Source organism: Bacillus cereus group sp. MYBKT111-2, assembly GCF_051915205.1.
GTDB classification, from domain to species: domain Bacteria; phylum Bacillota; class Bacilli; order Bacillales; family Bacillaceae_G; genus Bacillus_A; species Bacillus_A paranthracis.
The window spans coordinates 733,352-749,217 of record NZ_JBQAEG010000001.1; the positions used below are offsets into that span (position 1 = coordinate 733,352).

The window sequence follows — 15,866 nt, forward strand, 5'->3', positions numbered from 1 at the left end:
GGATAAGTTTCGATAACGGTTGCTCAATCGTACGAGGGCGGTAAAAAGTTTTATAATATTGTAAGTGAACAATTAGGAGAATCTGGATATGGATTTGAGTTCCATCATAAACCTATTGATTCTTTAAATTAAATAAGAGGAATAGGGCACATAAATGGCGCTCTTTTTAATGCACTTTAATCTGTTGCATATACTCATTATCATATATCCCGTTATAATATTTTTAAACCTCTTGCACATACATCAATTTGTAGACAAACAAAAACCTTGTTATCAAAAGATAACAAGGTTTTTTAGCGTCCCAGGAGAGATTCGAACTCCCGACCGTACGCTTAGAAGGCGTATGCTCTATCCGGCTGAGCTACTGGGACATGGAGCGGGTGAAGAGAATCGAACTCTCGACCAGAGCTTGGAAGGCTCTTGTTTTACCACTAAACTACACCCGCATATGTTATTTTATTTTTCTTCGTTAGCGCCGTTGCCCTATCGACAATATTTATTATATGTATAACCATACATAAAGTCAACACCTTTTTTAAAAGAGGATAATTTTTCTTATCCTCTTTTAAAAACTGCTTGTTCAACTAGCTGTCCGTCTAGTGTTTCAAAACGAACTTCCATTTGATTTTCATCCATTTCTAATAAAGCAAATGTCTTTTCTACACGCTGACGCGGTAATAAAATACTGCCTGGATTAATAAATAAAACGCCGTCGATTAATTCCGCACCTAATACGTGAGAGTGTCCGAAGCATGCAACTTGCGCCCCTACCTCTTCAGCATGGTACGCTAATGTTTGTAACGTCATTTTCACGTTATGACGATGTCCGTGCACAACTATGAAACGAACACCATCTACATCAGTTACAATTTCGTCTTGAAAGTTAGCATAATCACAATTCCCTTTTACAACATGGAAACCTTGCAACTCTTCATGAGCAGGCGTTAGCTCTGAATCACCGCAATGAATCATGATATCTACTTTCCCTTCATACTTCTCTTTTAACTGCTGTAATTCCTTCACAGAGCTATGACTATCGCTTACGATTAAAGCTTTCATCAATTTCTCTCCCTTATTCTCCTAAAAACCATTCAGGGATTTTTTCTTCTAGCTTACGTAGAGCACGTCCGCGGTGACTAATAGCATTTTTCTCATCTGAACTTAGTTCCGCCATCGCTTTTTTATATTCTTCCACATAAAAAATCGGATCATATCCGAAGCCATTTTCCCCGCGGCGTTGTTCTAAAATAAAACCTTCACATGTCCCGTTTACAATGACAGGCTTTTTATCCCCTTCAGGGAAAGCAACCGCTAATGCACAGTAGAAACGAGCTTTACGCTTTTCAAACGCTACGTCATTTAATTCTTGTAAAACTTTATCAATATTCGCTTGATCATCTTTCGACTCTCCAGCAAAACGAGCTGAATACACGCCTGGTTTCCCGTTTAAAGCATCAACAATAAGACCTGAATCATCCGCAATTACGATTGCATTCAACTGTCTACTCAAACTATCCGCTTTTAAGATCGCATTTTCTTCAAATGTTTCACCAGTTTCTTCGACTTCTTCAATATGAGGGAAATCGTGTAATGATTTTACTTCTAAATCAAATCGCTCAAATAACTCAGCAAATTCACGTACTTTCCCCATATTTTTTGTCGCTACAACAACTTGTTCCATATTTTCCACCTCTACTCTATATGAGATACGATGTCACCTAACGCTTCTTTTTGCATATCAATCAGTTGGAAAATGCCTTGTTCTGCAGCATCAAGTAATTCATTTAACTGCGCTCTACTAAACGTCGCTTCTTCTCCAGTTCCTTGCACTTCAACGAACTGACCTTTTCCAGTCATAATTACGTTCATATCAACGTCTGCTTTAGAATCTTCTGCATAGTTTAAATCTAAAACAACACCTTGTTCTTCAACAATTCCTACTGACGTTGCTGCTAAATAATCTTTTACTGGAATTTTAGATACTTTTTCTGCTTGTAATAACTTCTCAAACGCTAATACCATCGCTACGTATGCACCTGTAATAGAAGCAGTTCGCGTTCCACCATCCGCTTGAATAACATCACAATCAATCCAAACCGTTCTCTCACCAAGCGCTTCTAAGTCAACTACCGCACGTAATGCTCGTCCAATTAAGCGCTGGATTTCCATTGTACGTCCTGTTACTTTCCCTTTACTTGACTCCCTAATTGTACGTTGTTCTGTCGCACGTGGAATCATCGCATATTCAGCTGTTACCCAGCCCTTTCCTTCTCCACGCATAAATGGCGGGACGCGCTCTTCAATTGTCGCTGAGCAAATTACCTTTGTATCCCCAACCTCAATTAACACTGATCCTTCTGGATGTTTTAAATAATTCGTATGAATATGTATATGGCGTAATTCTGTTTTTTCTCTACCATCTACTCGCATAAAAATAACCTCCTCATAACTACTTGTTAGTATAGCCAAATTTAAATGTATGATATGTATACAATAAAAGAAGAGGAACCCAAAAAGCAATTCCTCTTTCTTACTTAAGTATATCAAATTATTGACGATTAAAAACTACCTGTATTCACGTTTTCTGGACGATCTACAGGTTTTATTAACTTTCCGCCCTTTTCATCTATAAGATTTGCTTTACCATTCACTTCAATAGAAACGCTTTTCACGCCTTTCTTTTCAGTTAAAGATAAAACTAACGACTTCAATACATAATTTGAAACCATATTTTTATCTGGGTTTATAAATATATTTTCGTTAAAGTTTAATGTAAGATTTCCGTCTTGTAATTTCGGATTCGTAATCAGCTTAACTCCTGGATTAAAATCATTTAGGAGCGATTGATGAATCGGCCCTTTTACAAGTTCATCTACAATTGCTGCATAATCATTTTCTTTTCCTTCTACAACGCGGCGTGTTACTGGTACGTAGTATTGCTGTTTATTATTATTTTGTGCCATAAAATAAAGTGTTACTGGTTTTGTATTTGTTACATCCGCTACTTGCTCATCATCGAAGTTAATACCGTTCGCACGGCTCACCCCTTCACCAAGCGGTGTACCACCAACAGGCATCTTCGCTAATTTTTCACCATTTATTTGGAACTGCACTTGTTTTATTTCTTTAAATTGCGTCAACGTCCATGCAATAGATTCAACGATTTGACGTTCTTCCTCTTTTGCATAGTTTTTCATTTCTTTAGAAAAATCAATGACTGCCGTCCCATCTTTTTTCAAGTTTAGGGTCATCGATGTATTCGCCGGAATGACTGCACGGAACCCATTCGGTAACAAATTCGTTACCGGTCCATCTTTCACAAGGTACTCTAACGTTTGCTGAATAACCTCATTTGCTTTCGGAGTAGGTATAGCTAACGTTTGCGGTACAACATAGCCATTTTTATCAACAAGGTATAGTTCTCTATTCACCGTTTGTCCTTGCTTATCTTTCTTAGATACTTCTTTCTTTCCACCCTCTGTATACGTAACTTGTTTTGGTGGATCAATTTGTTCCGTTGCTTTCTCTTGATTTATAAAGCCACACCCTGTTAGTAAAACAGCGCTCACAGTAGCACCAACAACCCATTTAAAAGTGGATTTAGGCATGCCATTCCCCCCTAAAATCTAAGTTTGTACTATTATGTATACGAGCTGTTTCATGTTTTAGAACAAGCTGTGCTCCCTATAAACAAAAAAACTCCTGATTTCTCAGGAGTTCACTTATATGAATTCTATTATTATTCTTTTTCTAAATAAATATGTTTCACATTTTCAATCGGTTGACCGAACCATTTTGATGCAATTTCTTTAAATAGGCCTATTTTTCCTGTTGTTAAGAAGAGATGATCACTTTGTTCCTCTCCCTCATTCAACATTTTACTATGGTATAAAATGGTACTTACTTCACGTGCCGTTTCATCACCAGAACTAATGAGTTGCACTTTATCTCCCATTACTTGTTTAATAACAGGACCTAAAATTGGATAATGTGTACAGCCTAAAATAAGCGTATCAATATCAGTGTTTTTCAGCGGTTGCAACGTTTCTCTTACAACTTCATACGCCATTTCACTTTCGAAATTACCGCTCTCTACAAGCTCAACAAAAGGTGGACACGCTAAACTTTCTACCATAACACGATTATTAATAGACTTTAACGCTTCTTCGTATGCACCACTTTTCACCGTTCCAATCGTTCCAATAATCCCAACATGATACGTGTTTGTCATTTTTAAAGCTGTACGTGATCCTGGGTGAATAACTCCTACCACTGGAATTGGTAATTGTTTCTGCATCTCTTCTAATACAACTGCAGTTGCTGTATTACATGCAATAACTAACATTTTGATATTTAAATCTAGTAAATGCTCCGTCATTTCCCACGTAAATTGACGCACTTCTTCTCGAGAACGTGGACCATAAGGGCAACGTGCTGTATCCCCTAAATATATAATGCGCTCTTTCGGCAACTGACGAATTAATTCCTTCGCCACTGTTAAACCGCCAACTCCTGAATCGATAACACCGATTGCTCTATTCAACTTCATCACCCGTTTTCTCATTCATCATCTTATTTTATCATTATATTTTTCACACTTTAAGTTCGCTCACTTAAACTGCTTCTATATGAAAATTTTCATTTGTACCTGTATAGACTAGGACCTTTTTTATTTTGCTCCTTTTTTTCATAATTTGCAAGACAGAAAAACAACCGACCTTCTATATGAAAGTCGGTTTCTTCTATAATAAAGTACATCTTTAATGCTCCATCTTTTTTTGGAAAGAAGACATTCCTATTAATAAGAAGAAATGAGCAGAAATTAACATGACGATTAAAATAAAATTGAAACGATAACTATTTGTAGATTCCATAATTTTGCTCGCAACAGCTGGTCCAAATGCCATACCGAAAAAGTTAATTAAATTATATAAGCCAAGACCGACTCCAACTTTAGCTGCATGTAATGTTTTCGGTATAAATGTGTTCAATGATACTTGAATGGCAGAATAACTCATAAATGTCAAAATAATCGCCAATACAATAACGACTATACCTCCATTCGGAATAAACCCTAAAATTAAAAAGCCAACAATCATAATGACAGACGCTACATAAATCATATTCACATTTCCAAACGAAGGGACAATCTTTCCAGTAATAAAACTAGACACAATACCAAAGAGTGATGCAACAAATAATACAATTCCGATAACAAATGGAGACAATCCGTGCTCTCTTCCTAACAGTAATGGCAACAATAATAAATTAGCACATAACGCAACATTAATTATAAATCCGACTGTTATTAAACGAAGAAATGCTTTGTTCGAAAACAACTCAATATCGATAAATGGATGCTCCGCTTTCTTCATACGAACCGTGAATAAAAATAAAGAAATTATCGATAACACAAATAGCCAACTATTCATATTGACACCTAATAAAACAGTCGTAATGAATGCAAATAGTAACGCCGCTCCAATGTAATCAAAATGAAACGCTTCATCCGTGTGCCGTGCTTCTTCTGGCATAAATTTTATAAGCAAGAAAATCCCCACTACTGAAATAACCATAAATAAAAATAAATATGGCCACCCTAGTGTATTTGTAATAACCCCGCCAACTAAAGGGCCAATACCTACTGCTAATGCAATAGAAGAACTAATCATCGCTAACGCACCAGGCTTCTTATGAGGAACAACTAATTTGGCCACTGCAATCATACTAAGCGCAATAAACGCTGCACCCCCGCTCGCTTGCACTAATCTTGCAAGAATGGTAATCACATAAGATTGATTCATAAATCCAATAATAGAACCCACTACAAATATGATAATCGAAATAATTAATAGTTTTTTTACACTGTAACGATCAGCAAGCTTCCCATATATCATTGAACCAATACCGACAACTAAAGAATAACCTACTACAACCCAACTTACTTTCGATTGACTAATAGATAAATCATGAGCAATATCCTCTAACGCAACATTAAATAAAACCGCATTCATCGGTCCTAATAAAACGATAAAACATAATGTGAAAACAAACCATTTTGAATGATTGTTTATATCTTCCCCCATGTGTAACACCTCTCCTGATTGTAGTAATTGAAAACGAAAAATGAAGTTGTTTAGCTCTTCTATTATCACTAGACAACTTCATCAAATGTATACATTTATCGCGCGACAAATTGAATTCGAAACGAAACATGTACGTTGTTCGATATTCATGGAACTATCATAGTTTCAGCATTACAGTTTGTCAACGAAAAACATACAAAGTAAACTAATTTAGTGTTTTTAGTTTACTTTGTTCAAAAATTGTTATACACTAATTTCGAATCCGATATAAGGAGGACTAACACGGTTATTCAAATTTGCAATTTCTAACTTAATAAAATAATGAACTTGTATACGGAAGAAACATTACAGGAGGATTATGATGAAGAAAAAAATGTTAGTTGTATTAACGAGCGTTGAAAAATATCCAAATTTAAATCGAGCTACTGGCCTTTGGCTTGGTGAAGCTGTTCATTTCGTTAAAAAAGTTGAAGAAGCTGGTTACGAAGTAGATTATGTTAGCCCACAAGGTGGTTATACACCGATTGATCCGCATAGTTTAGCAATGGCGGAGAGCATCGATTGGGAATGGTATCAAAAGAAAGAATTTATGAATCGCCTCGGTTCTACAATAAAACCGAGTGAGGTGAATCCAGAAGACTATGCTGTTATTTATTACGCAGGTGGTCACGGTGTAATTTGGGACTTCCCTGAAAATAAAGAACTCCAAATGATTAGCCGTAGCATTTATGAAAATGGAGGAATTGTTTCCTCTGTTTGTCACGGAGCTGCTGGTTTATTTCATATTACATTAAGTAATGGGGAACGTTTAATTAGCGGTAAAAAAGTAACAGGATTCTCAAATGAAGAGGAAAAACTAGCTGAATTAGATCAATTCGTTCCATTTTTAACAGAAGATGAACTTATTAAAAATGGAGGAATTTACGAAAAAGCAGCGCAGCCTTGGGAAGCTTTCGCTGTAGAAGATAATCGTGTTATCACTGGTCAAAACCCAGCTTCAGGTGGTCCAGTAGCTGAATTAGTATTACAACACTTAAAAAAGAACATGTAATAAAAAAAGCAGATTTTCCATTACTATAGGAAAATCTGCTTTTTTTACGAAATCATTTGCAAAATAGCCATAACTTCTTTTTCAATTTCCGAATCATCAATTGCTTCTATATACTCCGGTTTAAACAGTTGATACTTCTTTAGTTGATAAAAATCAAGTATCGCTTTCTTTAACGTAATATCGTACTGAATACAAAAAGAATGATCTATTATACGTCTTAACATCACATCATCTTGCACCATAAATAATTGTGCGTTCATTTTATTAAAGTAACCTTGTTCCATACCAGCTTCAAAAAACATTTGCAAATTATGATTACGATTTTGTTGTGCAGCGACTAACCGATCAGATAAGTGCGGATATGCCTCTTTCAAATCTTGTAAAAAGACATCTGAAATGTATGTCACACATTTTAAAGAGTGAATAAACGTCTTTTGGAAACGTTCTGCAAAAGACATACTTTCATCTTGATTATCCGCATCCCCTTCAAGAAGATAGTTCATAAAATCTTCTACCACAGCTTCAATAATCTCATCTTTTGAAGAAAAACGTTTATATAAAGTAGCTTTACTAATATCCATATACTTCGCAATTTCATCTATTTTCAATTGACTAAAACTCGTTTTTCTAATAACGGGCTTTATTTTATTAATATAAGTATTTGCACACGCAACTTTTCTCATTAAAAGAGCCTCCCCTTTTGTCCATACAAAATAGTATAGCAAATTCACGATTAATTATAAATGAAGTCACTATACTCAATACATCTTTTTAGTTTAAGGGGTCATTTATCCTATAGAAAAAGTGCCCGCTACCTTTATGAGTAACGAGCACTTTTTCTATACTTTATTTACAGCTCTTCTTATAGCTTTCCCTATTTCCATACTAGACTGCGGATTTTGCCCTGTAATTAAACGCCCATCTACTACGACGTGCGGCGTAAAATTTGGAGCAACATAAAACAAAGCCCCTTCTTCTTTCAATTTATTTTCTAACAAAAACGGCACTCGCTTTTCTAAATGTACAGCTTTTTCCTCATCATTTGTATAACCTGTTATATGCTTACCCGCACTAAAAAACGAGCCGTCCTTATTTTTCACACCGACTAAAGAACTTACTCCGTGACAAACAGCCGCTACAATTCGGTTGTTGTTGTACATATTCACAATTAAATTTGCAACATATGGATTACCTGGAAAATCTACAATCGCCCCGTGTCCCCCACCAAATAAAACCGCATCATAATCCGAAAAATGAACCGTTGAGATCGACTTCGTATTTTGCAATAAAGAAGCGACATGCTTAAATTCACGAGGTATCCCGTTCGGAATAGAAACTCTATCAATCGGCACTCTACCGCCCTGTATCGACACAATATCAACATCGAACTTAGCTTTTTCAAACAAGTTATAAGGAGCTGCGAGCTCTTCCAGCCACAAACCAGTCGGGTGTCCATTCATATCATGAGCGCTTGTTGAAACTAACAATATCCTTTTCAACATATCCCCTCCTTACTACCTATTTATGTATGGAGTGTTCTTATCATTCATATAACGCATGAAACAAAAAAATAGCCGACTCTTTTATATAAGTCGGCTTTCTTTTTATAACTCGAGCTCTCCCATACGAAGAAGCTCAACAACTGCTTGTGAACGTCCTTTAACCCCTAGCTTTTGCATTGCGTTTGAGATGTGGTTGCGAACTGTCTTTTCACTGATAAAAAGTTCACCTGCAATTTCCTTCGTTGTTTTATCTTGAACCAGTAATTCAAATACTTCTCTCTCTCTCTTTGTGAGTAAAGGTTTAGATTGATACGCTTTTTCCTTCAACTGGTATAACCCTCCTTGCTTAAGCCAGAGCTGTGTATGTGTAAGTTGGGTGTTTATTTAGTCAAGATATTGTATGAACGAAATGTGCGGGTGGTGAATGAAAATGGGCTTTATTTCACATGTTATTTTAGACTTTTATACAGTGCGTTCACTCTTTGTATCCACTTACTTTTCGGTACGCCATATTTGTTCTAGTAATATGCTGACAACTGTACCTACGAACAAACCATTTCCAAATATATATTGTATGACAGACGGCAAGGACTGGAGCGCTCCAGACGGTAAAAACATAACGCCGCTACCAAATAATACTGCAACGCCTAAAATTGTTACATTCCTTTCATTAAGCTCCACTTGTTTTATATTATTTAACCCAATTCCAATTAACTGTACGAAAGAAGCCATTAAAACCGCAGATGCAACAGCGGATGGTAAAGATGCTAAATAACGAATAATACTTGGAAACAGCGACATTACGACTAGTAACATACATGCTAGTAAGAACGAACGTATATATTTTTGTTTCGTTAAACGTATAAATCCTGCCGTTGCCGGTAACGGCACGACACCTACAGTTGAAAATATGGAAGAAATGATGTGTGAAATGCCTCCAACCCACGTTCCATCCTTCAACTGTTTCTGTTCAATAGTCGCTTTTTGAATGGTAGCTTGATTAATCGCTATAATAGCTGCCACTGTATTTGAAACTAAAATACATACCATAACGAAACTTGATACTGCCATACCTGTATTCCATTTTGGAAGTCCCCAAGCAAATATTTGCGGAAGTTGCACAAAATGAGTTACTTGAGATGGAATCGTCACTTTTCCTGCAATGAGAAAAAGAATCCACCCACTAATTAATCCTATTAAAACCGCATAACTTTTGACAAAACCTTTCCCAAAATTAGATAGTATAATAACGAAAAGAAATATACTAAACGCAATTATCGCTGTAAATGCATCAATTTGAGAAACAGTAGCAGTAATCCCTAGCATTCCTTTTAGGAATACACCGCTTAATTGTAAACATAATAAAAGTAAAAACGTCCCTGTCACAAGTGGCGTAAATAAAAATAAAATACGTCCGATGAAACCAGTTACTCCTAGTCCTATTAAAATAACACCTGAGATTATCATTCCTAATTCTAAAATTTGCAATGTACTATGTAATTGATCTTGCCCGACAGTTGCGTAAGCAAGTACGGTAAATACGCCAACCCATGATCCAGCTGGTCCATCTGCAATTGGTAGTCTATGTCCAAGCCACCCTTGTAAAAAAGAAGATATACCAACTACAAAAAATGTACGCTGCATTAAATAAAATATTTCCTCCGTCGTAAGATGAAATAATCCGCCAACGACAATTGGTAATGCGATTGAATTCGCTAATAAAAATATAAACCATTGCAAAGTTCCCATAATATGATTTTGATTATGTTGATTGTCCAAATTTTTCATCCCTTCCATACATTTCACATAGAAATACACACTATACTATTACGTAGCTTTTCGAAACAAAACTCTTTGTCCCTTCGATTTCTTCCCGTATCCAAATGTCGCAGTGTACACTCCACAAACGATAAAAACAGCTCCAATTATTTGAATAGCTGTTACACTTTTCTGCAATATAATATAGCCTACCACCATCGTAACGAATGGTTCTAAATTTAAAAACATGGCTGCTGTTGATGCTTGTGCTTTTCTCAATTGATTATTCCAAGCCAATGTACAAATTCCATGCATAAGTATTGCTGTCACAATAAGAAGCGACCAACTCTCTATAGAGTATTTCAACGTTATGTGAGAAAAGGTAAAAGCAAGAAACGGTAGCATAATTAAAAAACCAAAAATTGAAGAAAAGAATGTAATCAAAAACATATCATCTCTGTTCCCCAATTTCCGAATTAAAACGATAGATAAAGAAAAAGATAGCATCGTTATAAAAATCCATATTAACCCTTCTGAAAAGACAAACCTCTGCCCAACACCAATTACAAAAAACACTCCAAAAGTAGCAATTCCCCCTCCTATTACTAACTTAGCTGTTAACGGTTCGTTTAAAATAAATACCGCTAAAATAGAAGTCATGACAGGAGTAAGTGCTAATATTAGCGCAGCTGTTGTTGGATCTGCTGTTTGTAACCCTTCATAAAAAGACCATTGATTAATCGCGACACCTATGACTCCAATTAATAATACACCTTTCATTTCATTTTTTTCTATATATAAGCCTTTCTTACACATAATAGCGTACGCTAGAAAAAACAAATTAATAAATAGTAAGCGAAGTGTCGTTAACAACACTGGATGAAATGTATTTACTAAAATCGCACCAAATATAAAATTACTCCCCCAAACTACTACACATATAAACAGTAATATATATGTACGTGTCACCTATTCCCCTCCTTTTCTCGTAAAAAAGAAGGATTCCTATTCTTTCATTAGGAACCCTTGAAAAAATATATATAAATTAGGGAGATACGTAAATTAAATCAATACGCCTTGAACATGTTGCAAGGAACCTGCTACTATTTTTCCACCTTTCATCACAGCAGGTCGCTGTGCACGTCTAGCTATCGCTTCTGCTGAACAAGTAGCTTGTAAGAAAACAAAATCAGCTTTATCTCCTACTTTAGGCCAAACTTGATTTCCGTCTTGATCCAATGGCGTTTTTCCACCTGTAATATAAGTTAAAGAAGAAGCTAAAGACTTTTCATCAATCCATCGATACTTTTCCGCTAAACGCCCTACTCTTTCAAAAATATCAGCATTTCCAAATGGTCCCCATGAATCAAACATACTATCGCAACCTAAAGAAACGGAAACGCCCTTTTCTGTAAGTAATGGTACTGGCGGCATATTTCTGTTAATTGGTACTGTCGTAATAATAGACATTCCTCTTTCAGCTAATAAGTCTGCCATATCTGCTCCTTCTTCTTTAGATACATCTCCTAGGCTAAACGCATGACTGACCGCAACACGTCCGTCCCAACTAGCCTCCTCTGTATACTGAGCTAACTTTTTAATTGTATAAATACCTAAATGCCCTGCATCATGTAAATGCAAATCAACATCGGCATTTGCTTCTACAGCAATTTCCATCATATCAAAAAGTGATTTTTCAATATTATTATCTACAGTAGCTGGATCTACACCACCTACTAAAGTTGCGCCCATTTTCATCGCTTCTCTCATAAGAGAATGCGCTTCTGTACGAAGTAAACCATGCTGCGGGAATGCTACGATTTCATATGTAAACGCATCTTTCATATTCTCTAAAGTTTGACGTACAGATTCTAAGTTTTTAAGACCGATATACGGATCAATATTTACATGCGTTCGTATATGAGTCGAACCAGCATTTAAAATGTTGCTTAGTAATAACTCTGCTCTCTCTCCAGTTGTTTGAGCTAAAATTGGTAACTCTTGCTGTTCTAACTCTAATCTCTCAATAATATTTTTTACTGGTGTACATGCTTCCCATGGACCACCAAGTCTTGTCTTATCAAGGTGAAAATGATTTTCCACAAACGACGGAAGAACAAGCAATTCTTTCGCATCTTTCATTTCATATTCCGTTTGAAGCGGTACATCCGCAAGTACAATCTTTGCAATCTTTCCATCTTGTATAAGTAAATGATGCAAAGCTGTTTCTGTACCTGTAACTACTTCATTATTAAACTTGTAACCTGTTTCTAATCGTACATTCGTTAACCAATACACATTTTGCATTTCAATCATCCTCTCAAACAAGATTATTTATAGCCGTTTTTTCCAAACTACCAGCAACAACATTCCCTTTATATAAAACCGCACAGCGCTCTGTTTGTCTTGCTACTACCTCGGCTGAACATGATGCTTCTGTAAAGACGATATTTGCTTCATCCCCAATTTTTGGCCATTGACGATTTCCTTGATCATCTAATATAGATTTCCCACCCGTAATAAACTGAAGTGCTTTCCCTAAAGAGCGCTCATCAATCCATCTAAATCTCTCCGCTAGACAATTTGCCTTTTGCAACATATCTCCTGTCCCAAACGGAGACCAATGATCAGTTATACTATCATTTCCTAGCGAAACTTTTACACCTTTACGATTTAATAACGGAACTGGAATTACATGTCTACTAATTGGAACTGTTGACGTTATATCAATACCTAATGTCGCAAGTCGTTCAGCCATTTCCTCTGCTTCTTCTACAGATACATCTCCAAGTCCAAGAGCATGACTAATCGTAACTCTTCCTTGCCACCCTGCTTCTTCTGTTAATGCAGCTAATCTCTTCATTGTAAATGTTCCGAGTTGATCCGCGTCATGCAAATGAATATCAATATCTGAATCAAACTCTACTGCAATATCCATAATTGTATTCAATGATTTTTCAATATTACCATCTACTGTGGCTGGATCTACTCCACCTACTAAATGAGCTCCCATACGCATAGCATCTTTTACAAGCCCTACGGAATTACTTCTTAACAAACCGTGTTGCGGGAATGCTACAATTTTTGCTGATAACTTATCTTTATATGTTTCCAGTGCCGCAATCGTTGCTTCTAAATTCCCAAGACCAATTACAGGATCAATATTGCAATGTGTTCGAATATTTGTCGCTCCATTTTCAAGAAGTAATTGCAACATTTTCTCCGCTCTACTCTTTGCAGTTTCTAATTGCTTCGGAAGAATAGTTTGCTCCTCATGAATGCGAGTGAATATACTTTTTACTGGTGTACATGCTTTCCACGGTCCACCATAATACGTTTTATCAATATGAATATGCATTTCTTCAAATGCTGGTAATGCCAGTAAACCATTTGCATTTACTACTTCACCATCTTGTTCCGATATAATTCCCGGTAATATCTTCGTAATCTTTCCATCTTCAATAAATAAACTACAAATCTCTGTTTCTGTACTTGTAATTCGCGATTCCTCATATACGTACCCACATTCAAGTTTCACATTCGTTAACCAATATTGTGATTTTACACTCACTTTGTCAATCTCCCTTCGCAATATGATTTTTCTACTGTATAAATGAAACAAAAATAGATAAAAATTTCTATCAGTGTAAAATAATGTTTTACACTGATAGAATTTCCTATTTTACTGTAGTTCTACACCTTCCAGTCGCAAATACCCAGATGGATCAATCCAAAATCCTTTTATATTTTTCGTAGTTGCGGCAATATGATTAATCCCTCGAATTGGTACTAATAAAGCATCTTTTAATTCAATTTCTTGTAACTGTTTATACAATTCTTTTCTCTTCGTCTCATCTTTTTCTTTTCTAGCCTCTTCTATTAATTTATCTACTTCCGGATTACTATAGAAGAATTGGTTACCAGTTGCTCCGTGTGAACTAGAATGGAATAAATTATATTGATTATAGTCACCATCACCTGTTGCGTTTCCCCATCCTCCAACAAACATCGCATGTTCTGATTTATTCGTTGCAGCTAAAAACGCACCATATTCCATAACTTTTATTTCTACATCAACGCCAATCCCTTTTAATTGAGATTGAATTACTTCCACTAACGCCATTCTAACCTTGCTGTCATTCGTCCAAATTGTTGTTTTAAACCCATTTGGATAGCCAGCCTCTGCTAATAATTTTTTTGCAGTATTAATGTCATACTTATATCCTTTTACGTCTTTCGTATAACCGAATACTTTAGGAGTCATTACCGAGTTCACTTCAGTCCCAACATCGTTATATACCCCTTTTAAAATCCCTTTCGTTTCAATCGCATGTGCAATCGCTTGACGAACGAGCGGGTTGTCAAATGGCTTTTTCTGTACATTAAAGCCAATATATTCTACACCTAAACCTTCATTTTCAATTAACTCCATGGATGGTGAATTTTTCACACGCTCTACCTCAGTTACAGGTAAATTCTCTGCAATGTGAGCTTCACTAGTTTCAATCATTCCGATACGTGTTGCATCTTCTGGTACTACTTTGAATACCACTTCATCAATCTTTGATTTTTCACCCCAATAATTTTTATTCTTTTCAAGTCGAATTTCTTCACCTGGTTTCCATGATTTAAAAGTATATGGACCTGTCCCAACCGGATGCTGCGCTAAGCCTTTCCCTTTTTCATCAATTGCCTTCGGACTTAAAATACTTCCTTCATTACTTGCGAAAATAGATAAAAGAGGTGAGTATGGGTATTTCAATACGAACTGTACCGTATATTCATCAATTACTTTTATTTCTTGAATCATGGAATAAACAGTTGCTCGATTTGAACCTACTTTCGGGTCTAATACACGTTCAAAGTTTTTCTTTACTGCCTCAGCATTAAATGGTGCACCATCTTGGAATGTCACTCCTTGTTGCAACTTAAATTCCCAATTTAAATCATCAATTTGTTTCCATTCCTTTGCTAACATCGGCTTAAAATCCATGTTTTTATCTCGCTGTACAAGATTTTCATATACTTTATGGTACACAACACTTGCGGAAGGGATGTTTGTAATAAAATGCGGATCTAAATTATCAGCATCTGACAGTCTAGCAATTGTTAAAACACCGCCTTCTTTTGTTCCATTGCTTCCTGATCCTTCATTTCCTGTCTTCGTATTAGATGAACACCCCGCTAGAAAAACTGAAAGACATAAAATTGTGATAAAACAAATCACAAGTCCCCTTTTGAATCTCATCGCCCTTCCCCCTCCACTTTCTTTTATCTCTACATCCTAAAGTGAAACCTTACATCTAGCTTTCTATCCCCTACTTTCTAATAGCAGATCATTCCACCACCCTTTCTTTTTCAATTTCGTCTATGTATTTGTAATTATAAATAACTTTGCGAAAAAAGTTTTTAAACATCTTTACTTCTATTTGCACTTTCTTTACTTATTGAATTTTCTGAATTATTTTG

The 15,866-nt window shown here is 36.0% G+C and carries 15 protein-coding genes, 2 tRNA genes and 1 pseudogene; 2 read left to right on the forward strand and 16 right to left on the reverse strand.

The window, feature by feature from the left end:
- Window positions 1–39: 39 nt before the first annotated feature.
- Window positions 40–132 (forward strand): annotated as a pseudogene (locus ACTFNE_RS03875) (DUF6572 domain-containing protein); the annotation flags it as partial.
- A 165-nt stretch (window positions 133–297) separates the two neighbouring features.
- Here ACTFNE_RS03875 and ACTFNE_RS03880 read toward each other — a convergent pair.
- The 8 genes from ACTFNE_RS03880 to ACTFNE_RS03915 all read right to left on the reverse strand — a co-directional run bounded on the left by ACTFNE_RS03880 (window position 298) and on the right by ACTFNE_RS03915 (window position 6,086).
- A tRNA-Arg gene (locus tag ACTFNE_RS03880) sits at window positions 298–371 on the reverse strand.
- Between the two features lies 1 nt (window position 372).
- A tRNA-Gly gene (locus tag ACTFNE_RS03885) sits at window positions 373–446 on the reverse strand.
- A 109-nt stretch (window positions 447–555) separates the two neighbouring features.
- Window positions 556–1,059 (reverse strand): metallophosphoesterase, encoded by a 504-nt coding sequence (locus ACTFNE_RS03890; protein ID WP_000645498.1) that lies wholly within the window; start codon window positions 1,057–1,059, stop codon window positions 556–558.
- 13 nt (window positions 1,060–1,072) lie between these two features.
- Complete coding sequence (locus tag ACTFNE_RS03895; protein WP_270705121.1) at window positions 1,073–1,681, reverse strand: XTP/dITP diphosphatase; 609 nt, start codon at window positions 1,679–1,681, stop codon at window positions 1,073–1,075.
- Window positions 1,682–1,692: 11 nt separating this feature from the next.
- On the reverse strand, window positions 1,693–2,430 hold the full coding sequence (rph, locus tag ACTFNE_RS03900; RefSeq protein WP_001261765.1) for a ribonuclease PH: 738 nt from the start codon (window positions 2,428–2,430) through the stop codon (window positions 1,693–1,695).
- Window positions 2,431–2,558: 128 nt separating this feature from the next.
- Window positions 2,559–3,608 (reverse strand): spore germination protein GerM, encoded by a 1,050-nt coding sequence (gerM, locus tag ACTFNE_RS03905; RefSeq protein WP_001126763.1) that lies wholly within the window; start codon window positions 3,606–3,608, stop codon window positions 2,559–2,561.
- Between the two features lie 131 nt (window positions 3,609–3,739).
- Entirely contained in the window at window positions 3,740–4,549 is an 810-nt protein-coding gene (gene racE, locus ACTFNE_RS03910; protein ID WP_000773996.1) for a glutamate racemase, read from the reverse strand.
- 211 nt (window positions 4,550–4,760) lie between these two features.
- Entirely contained in the window at window positions 4,761–6,086 is a 1,326-nt protein-coding gene (locus ACTFNE_RS03915) for an MFS transporter (protein WP_046198115.1), read from the reverse strand.
- 361 nt (window positions 6,087–6,447) lie between these two features.
- On the opposite strand from ACTFNE_RS03915, the gene ACTFNE_RS03920 reads away from it, so the two are divergent.
- Window positions 6,448–7,137 (forward strand): type 1 glutamine amidotransferase domain-containing protein, encoded by a 690-nt coding sequence (locus ACTFNE_RS03920; protein WP_046198116.1) that lies wholly within the window; start codon window positions 6,448–6,450, stop codon window positions 7,135–7,137.
- A gap of 44 nt (window positions 7,138–7,181) precedes the next feature.
- Here the strand turns inward: ACTFNE_RS03920 and ACTFNE_RS03925 are convergent, their stop codons facing one another.
- The 8 genes from ACTFNE_RS03925 to ACTFNE_RS03960 all read right to left on the reverse strand — a co-directional run bounded on the left by ACTFNE_RS03925 (window position 7,182) and on the right by ACTFNE_RS03960 (window position 15,645).
- The gene (locus tag ACTFNE_RS03925) at window positions 7,182–7,820 is read right to left on the reverse strand and encodes a TetR/AcrR family transcriptional regulator (RefSeq protein ID WP_001233027.1); all 639 of its coding nucleotides are present in this window, start codon (window positions 7,818–7,820) and stop codon (window positions 7,182–7,184) included.
- 156 nt (window positions 7,821–7,976) lie between these two features.
- The gene (locus ACTFNE_RS03930; RefSeq protein WP_046198117.1) at window positions 7,977–8,639 is read right to left on the reverse strand and encodes a type 1 glutamine amidotransferase domain-containing protein; all 663 of its coding nucleotides are present in this window, start codon (window positions 8,637–8,639) and stop codon (window positions 7,977–7,979) included.
- Between the two features lie 102 nt (window positions 8,640–8,741).
- Window positions 8,742–8,966, reverse strand: coding sequence for a spore germination transcription factor GerE (gene gerE, locus ACTFNE_RS03935; protein ID WP_000659484.1), 225 nt, complete (start codon window positions 8,964–8,966; stop codon window positions 8,742–8,744).
- 165 nt (window positions 8,967–9,131) lie between these two features.
- Window positions 9,132–10,436, reverse strand: a complete 1,305-nt coding sequence (locus ACTFNE_RS03940; RefSeq protein WP_000398837.1) for a purine/pyrimidine permease — start codon at window positions 10,434–10,436, stop codon at window positions 9,132–9,134.
- 30 nt (window positions 10,437–10,466) lie between these two features.
- Window positions 10,467–11,366, reverse strand: a complete 900-nt coding sequence (locus tag ACTFNE_RS03945; RefSeq protein WP_046198118.1) for a DMT family transporter — start codon at window positions 11,364–11,366, stop codon at window positions 10,467–10,469.
- Window positions 11,367–11,459: 93 nt separating this feature from the next.
- Window positions 11,460–12,704: an amidohydrolase family protein gene (locus ACTFNE_RS03950; protein WP_001181865.1), complete on the reverse strand. Its 1,245-nt coding sequence runs from the start codon at window positions 12,702–12,704 to the stop codon at window positions 11,460–11,462.
- A gap of 13 nt (window positions 12,705–12,717) precedes the next feature.
- Window positions 12,718–13,968: an amidohydrolase family protein gene (locus ACTFNE_RS03955; protein WP_046198119.1), complete on the reverse strand. Its 1,251-nt coding sequence runs from the start codon at window positions 13,966–13,968 to the stop codon at window positions 12,718–12,720.
- Window positions 13,969–14,079: 111 nt separating this feature from the next.
- Window positions 14,080–15,645 carry a glutathione ABC transporter substrate-binding protein gene (locus ACTFNE_RS03960; RefSeq protein ID WP_046198120.1) on the reverse strand — a complete coding sequence of 522 codons (1,566 nt, stop codon included), beginning with the start codon at window positions 15,643–15,645 and terminating at the stop codon, window positions 14,080–14,082.
- Window positions 15,646–15,866 lie beyond the last annotated feature (221 nt).

Bases quoted from the DNA above. Each gene is read 5' to 3' on its own strand.
- ACTFNE_RS03890 (WP_000645498.1), bottom strand. From the start codon at position 1,059: ATGAAAGCTTTAATCGTAAGCGATAGTCATAGCTCTGTGAAGGAATTA.
- ACTFNE_RS03895 (WP_270705121.1), bottom strand. From the start codon at position 1,681: ATGGAACAAGTTGTTGTAGCGACAAAAAATATGGGGAAAGTACGTGAA.
- rph (WP_001261765.1), bottom strand. From the start codon at position 2,430: ATGCGAGTAGATGGTAGAGAAAAAACAGAATTACGCCATATACATATT.
- gerM (WP_001126763.1), bottom strand. From the start codon at position 3,608: ATGCCTAAATCCACTTTTAAATGGGTTGTTGGTGCTACTGTGAGCGCT.
- racE (WP_000773996.1), bottom strand. From the start codon at position 4,549: ATGAAGTTGAATAGAGCAATCGGTGTTATCGATTCAGGAGTTGGCGGT.
- ACTFNE_RS03915 (WP_046198115.1), bottom strand. From the start codon at position 6,086: ATGGGGGAAGATATAAACAATCATTCAAAATGGTTTGTTTTCACATTA.
- ACTFNE_RS03920 (WP_046198116.1), top strand. From the start codon at position 6,448: ATGAAGAAAAAAATGTTAGTTGTATTAACGAGCGTTGAAAAATATCCA.
- ACTFNE_RS03925 (WP_001233027.1), bottom strand. From the start codon at position 7,820: ATGAGAAAAGTTGCGTGTGCAAATACTTATATTAATAAAATAAAGCCC.
- ACTFNE_RS03930 (WP_046198117.1), bottom strand. From the start codon at position 8,639: ATGTTGAAAAGGATATTGTTAGTTTCAACAAGCGCTCATGATATGAAT.
- ACTFNE_RS03940 (WP_000398837.1), bottom strand. From the start codon at position 10,436: ATGGAAGGGATGAAAAATTTGGACAATCAACATAATCAAAATCATATT.
- ACTFNE_RS03950 (WP_001181865.1), bottom strand. From the start codon at position 12,704: ATGCAAAATGTGTATTGGTTAACGAATGTACGATTAGAAACAGGTTAC.
- ACTFNE_RS03960 (WP_046198120.1), bottom strand. From the start codon at position 15,645: ATGAGATTCAAAAGGGGACTTGTGATTTGTTTTATCACAATTTTATGT.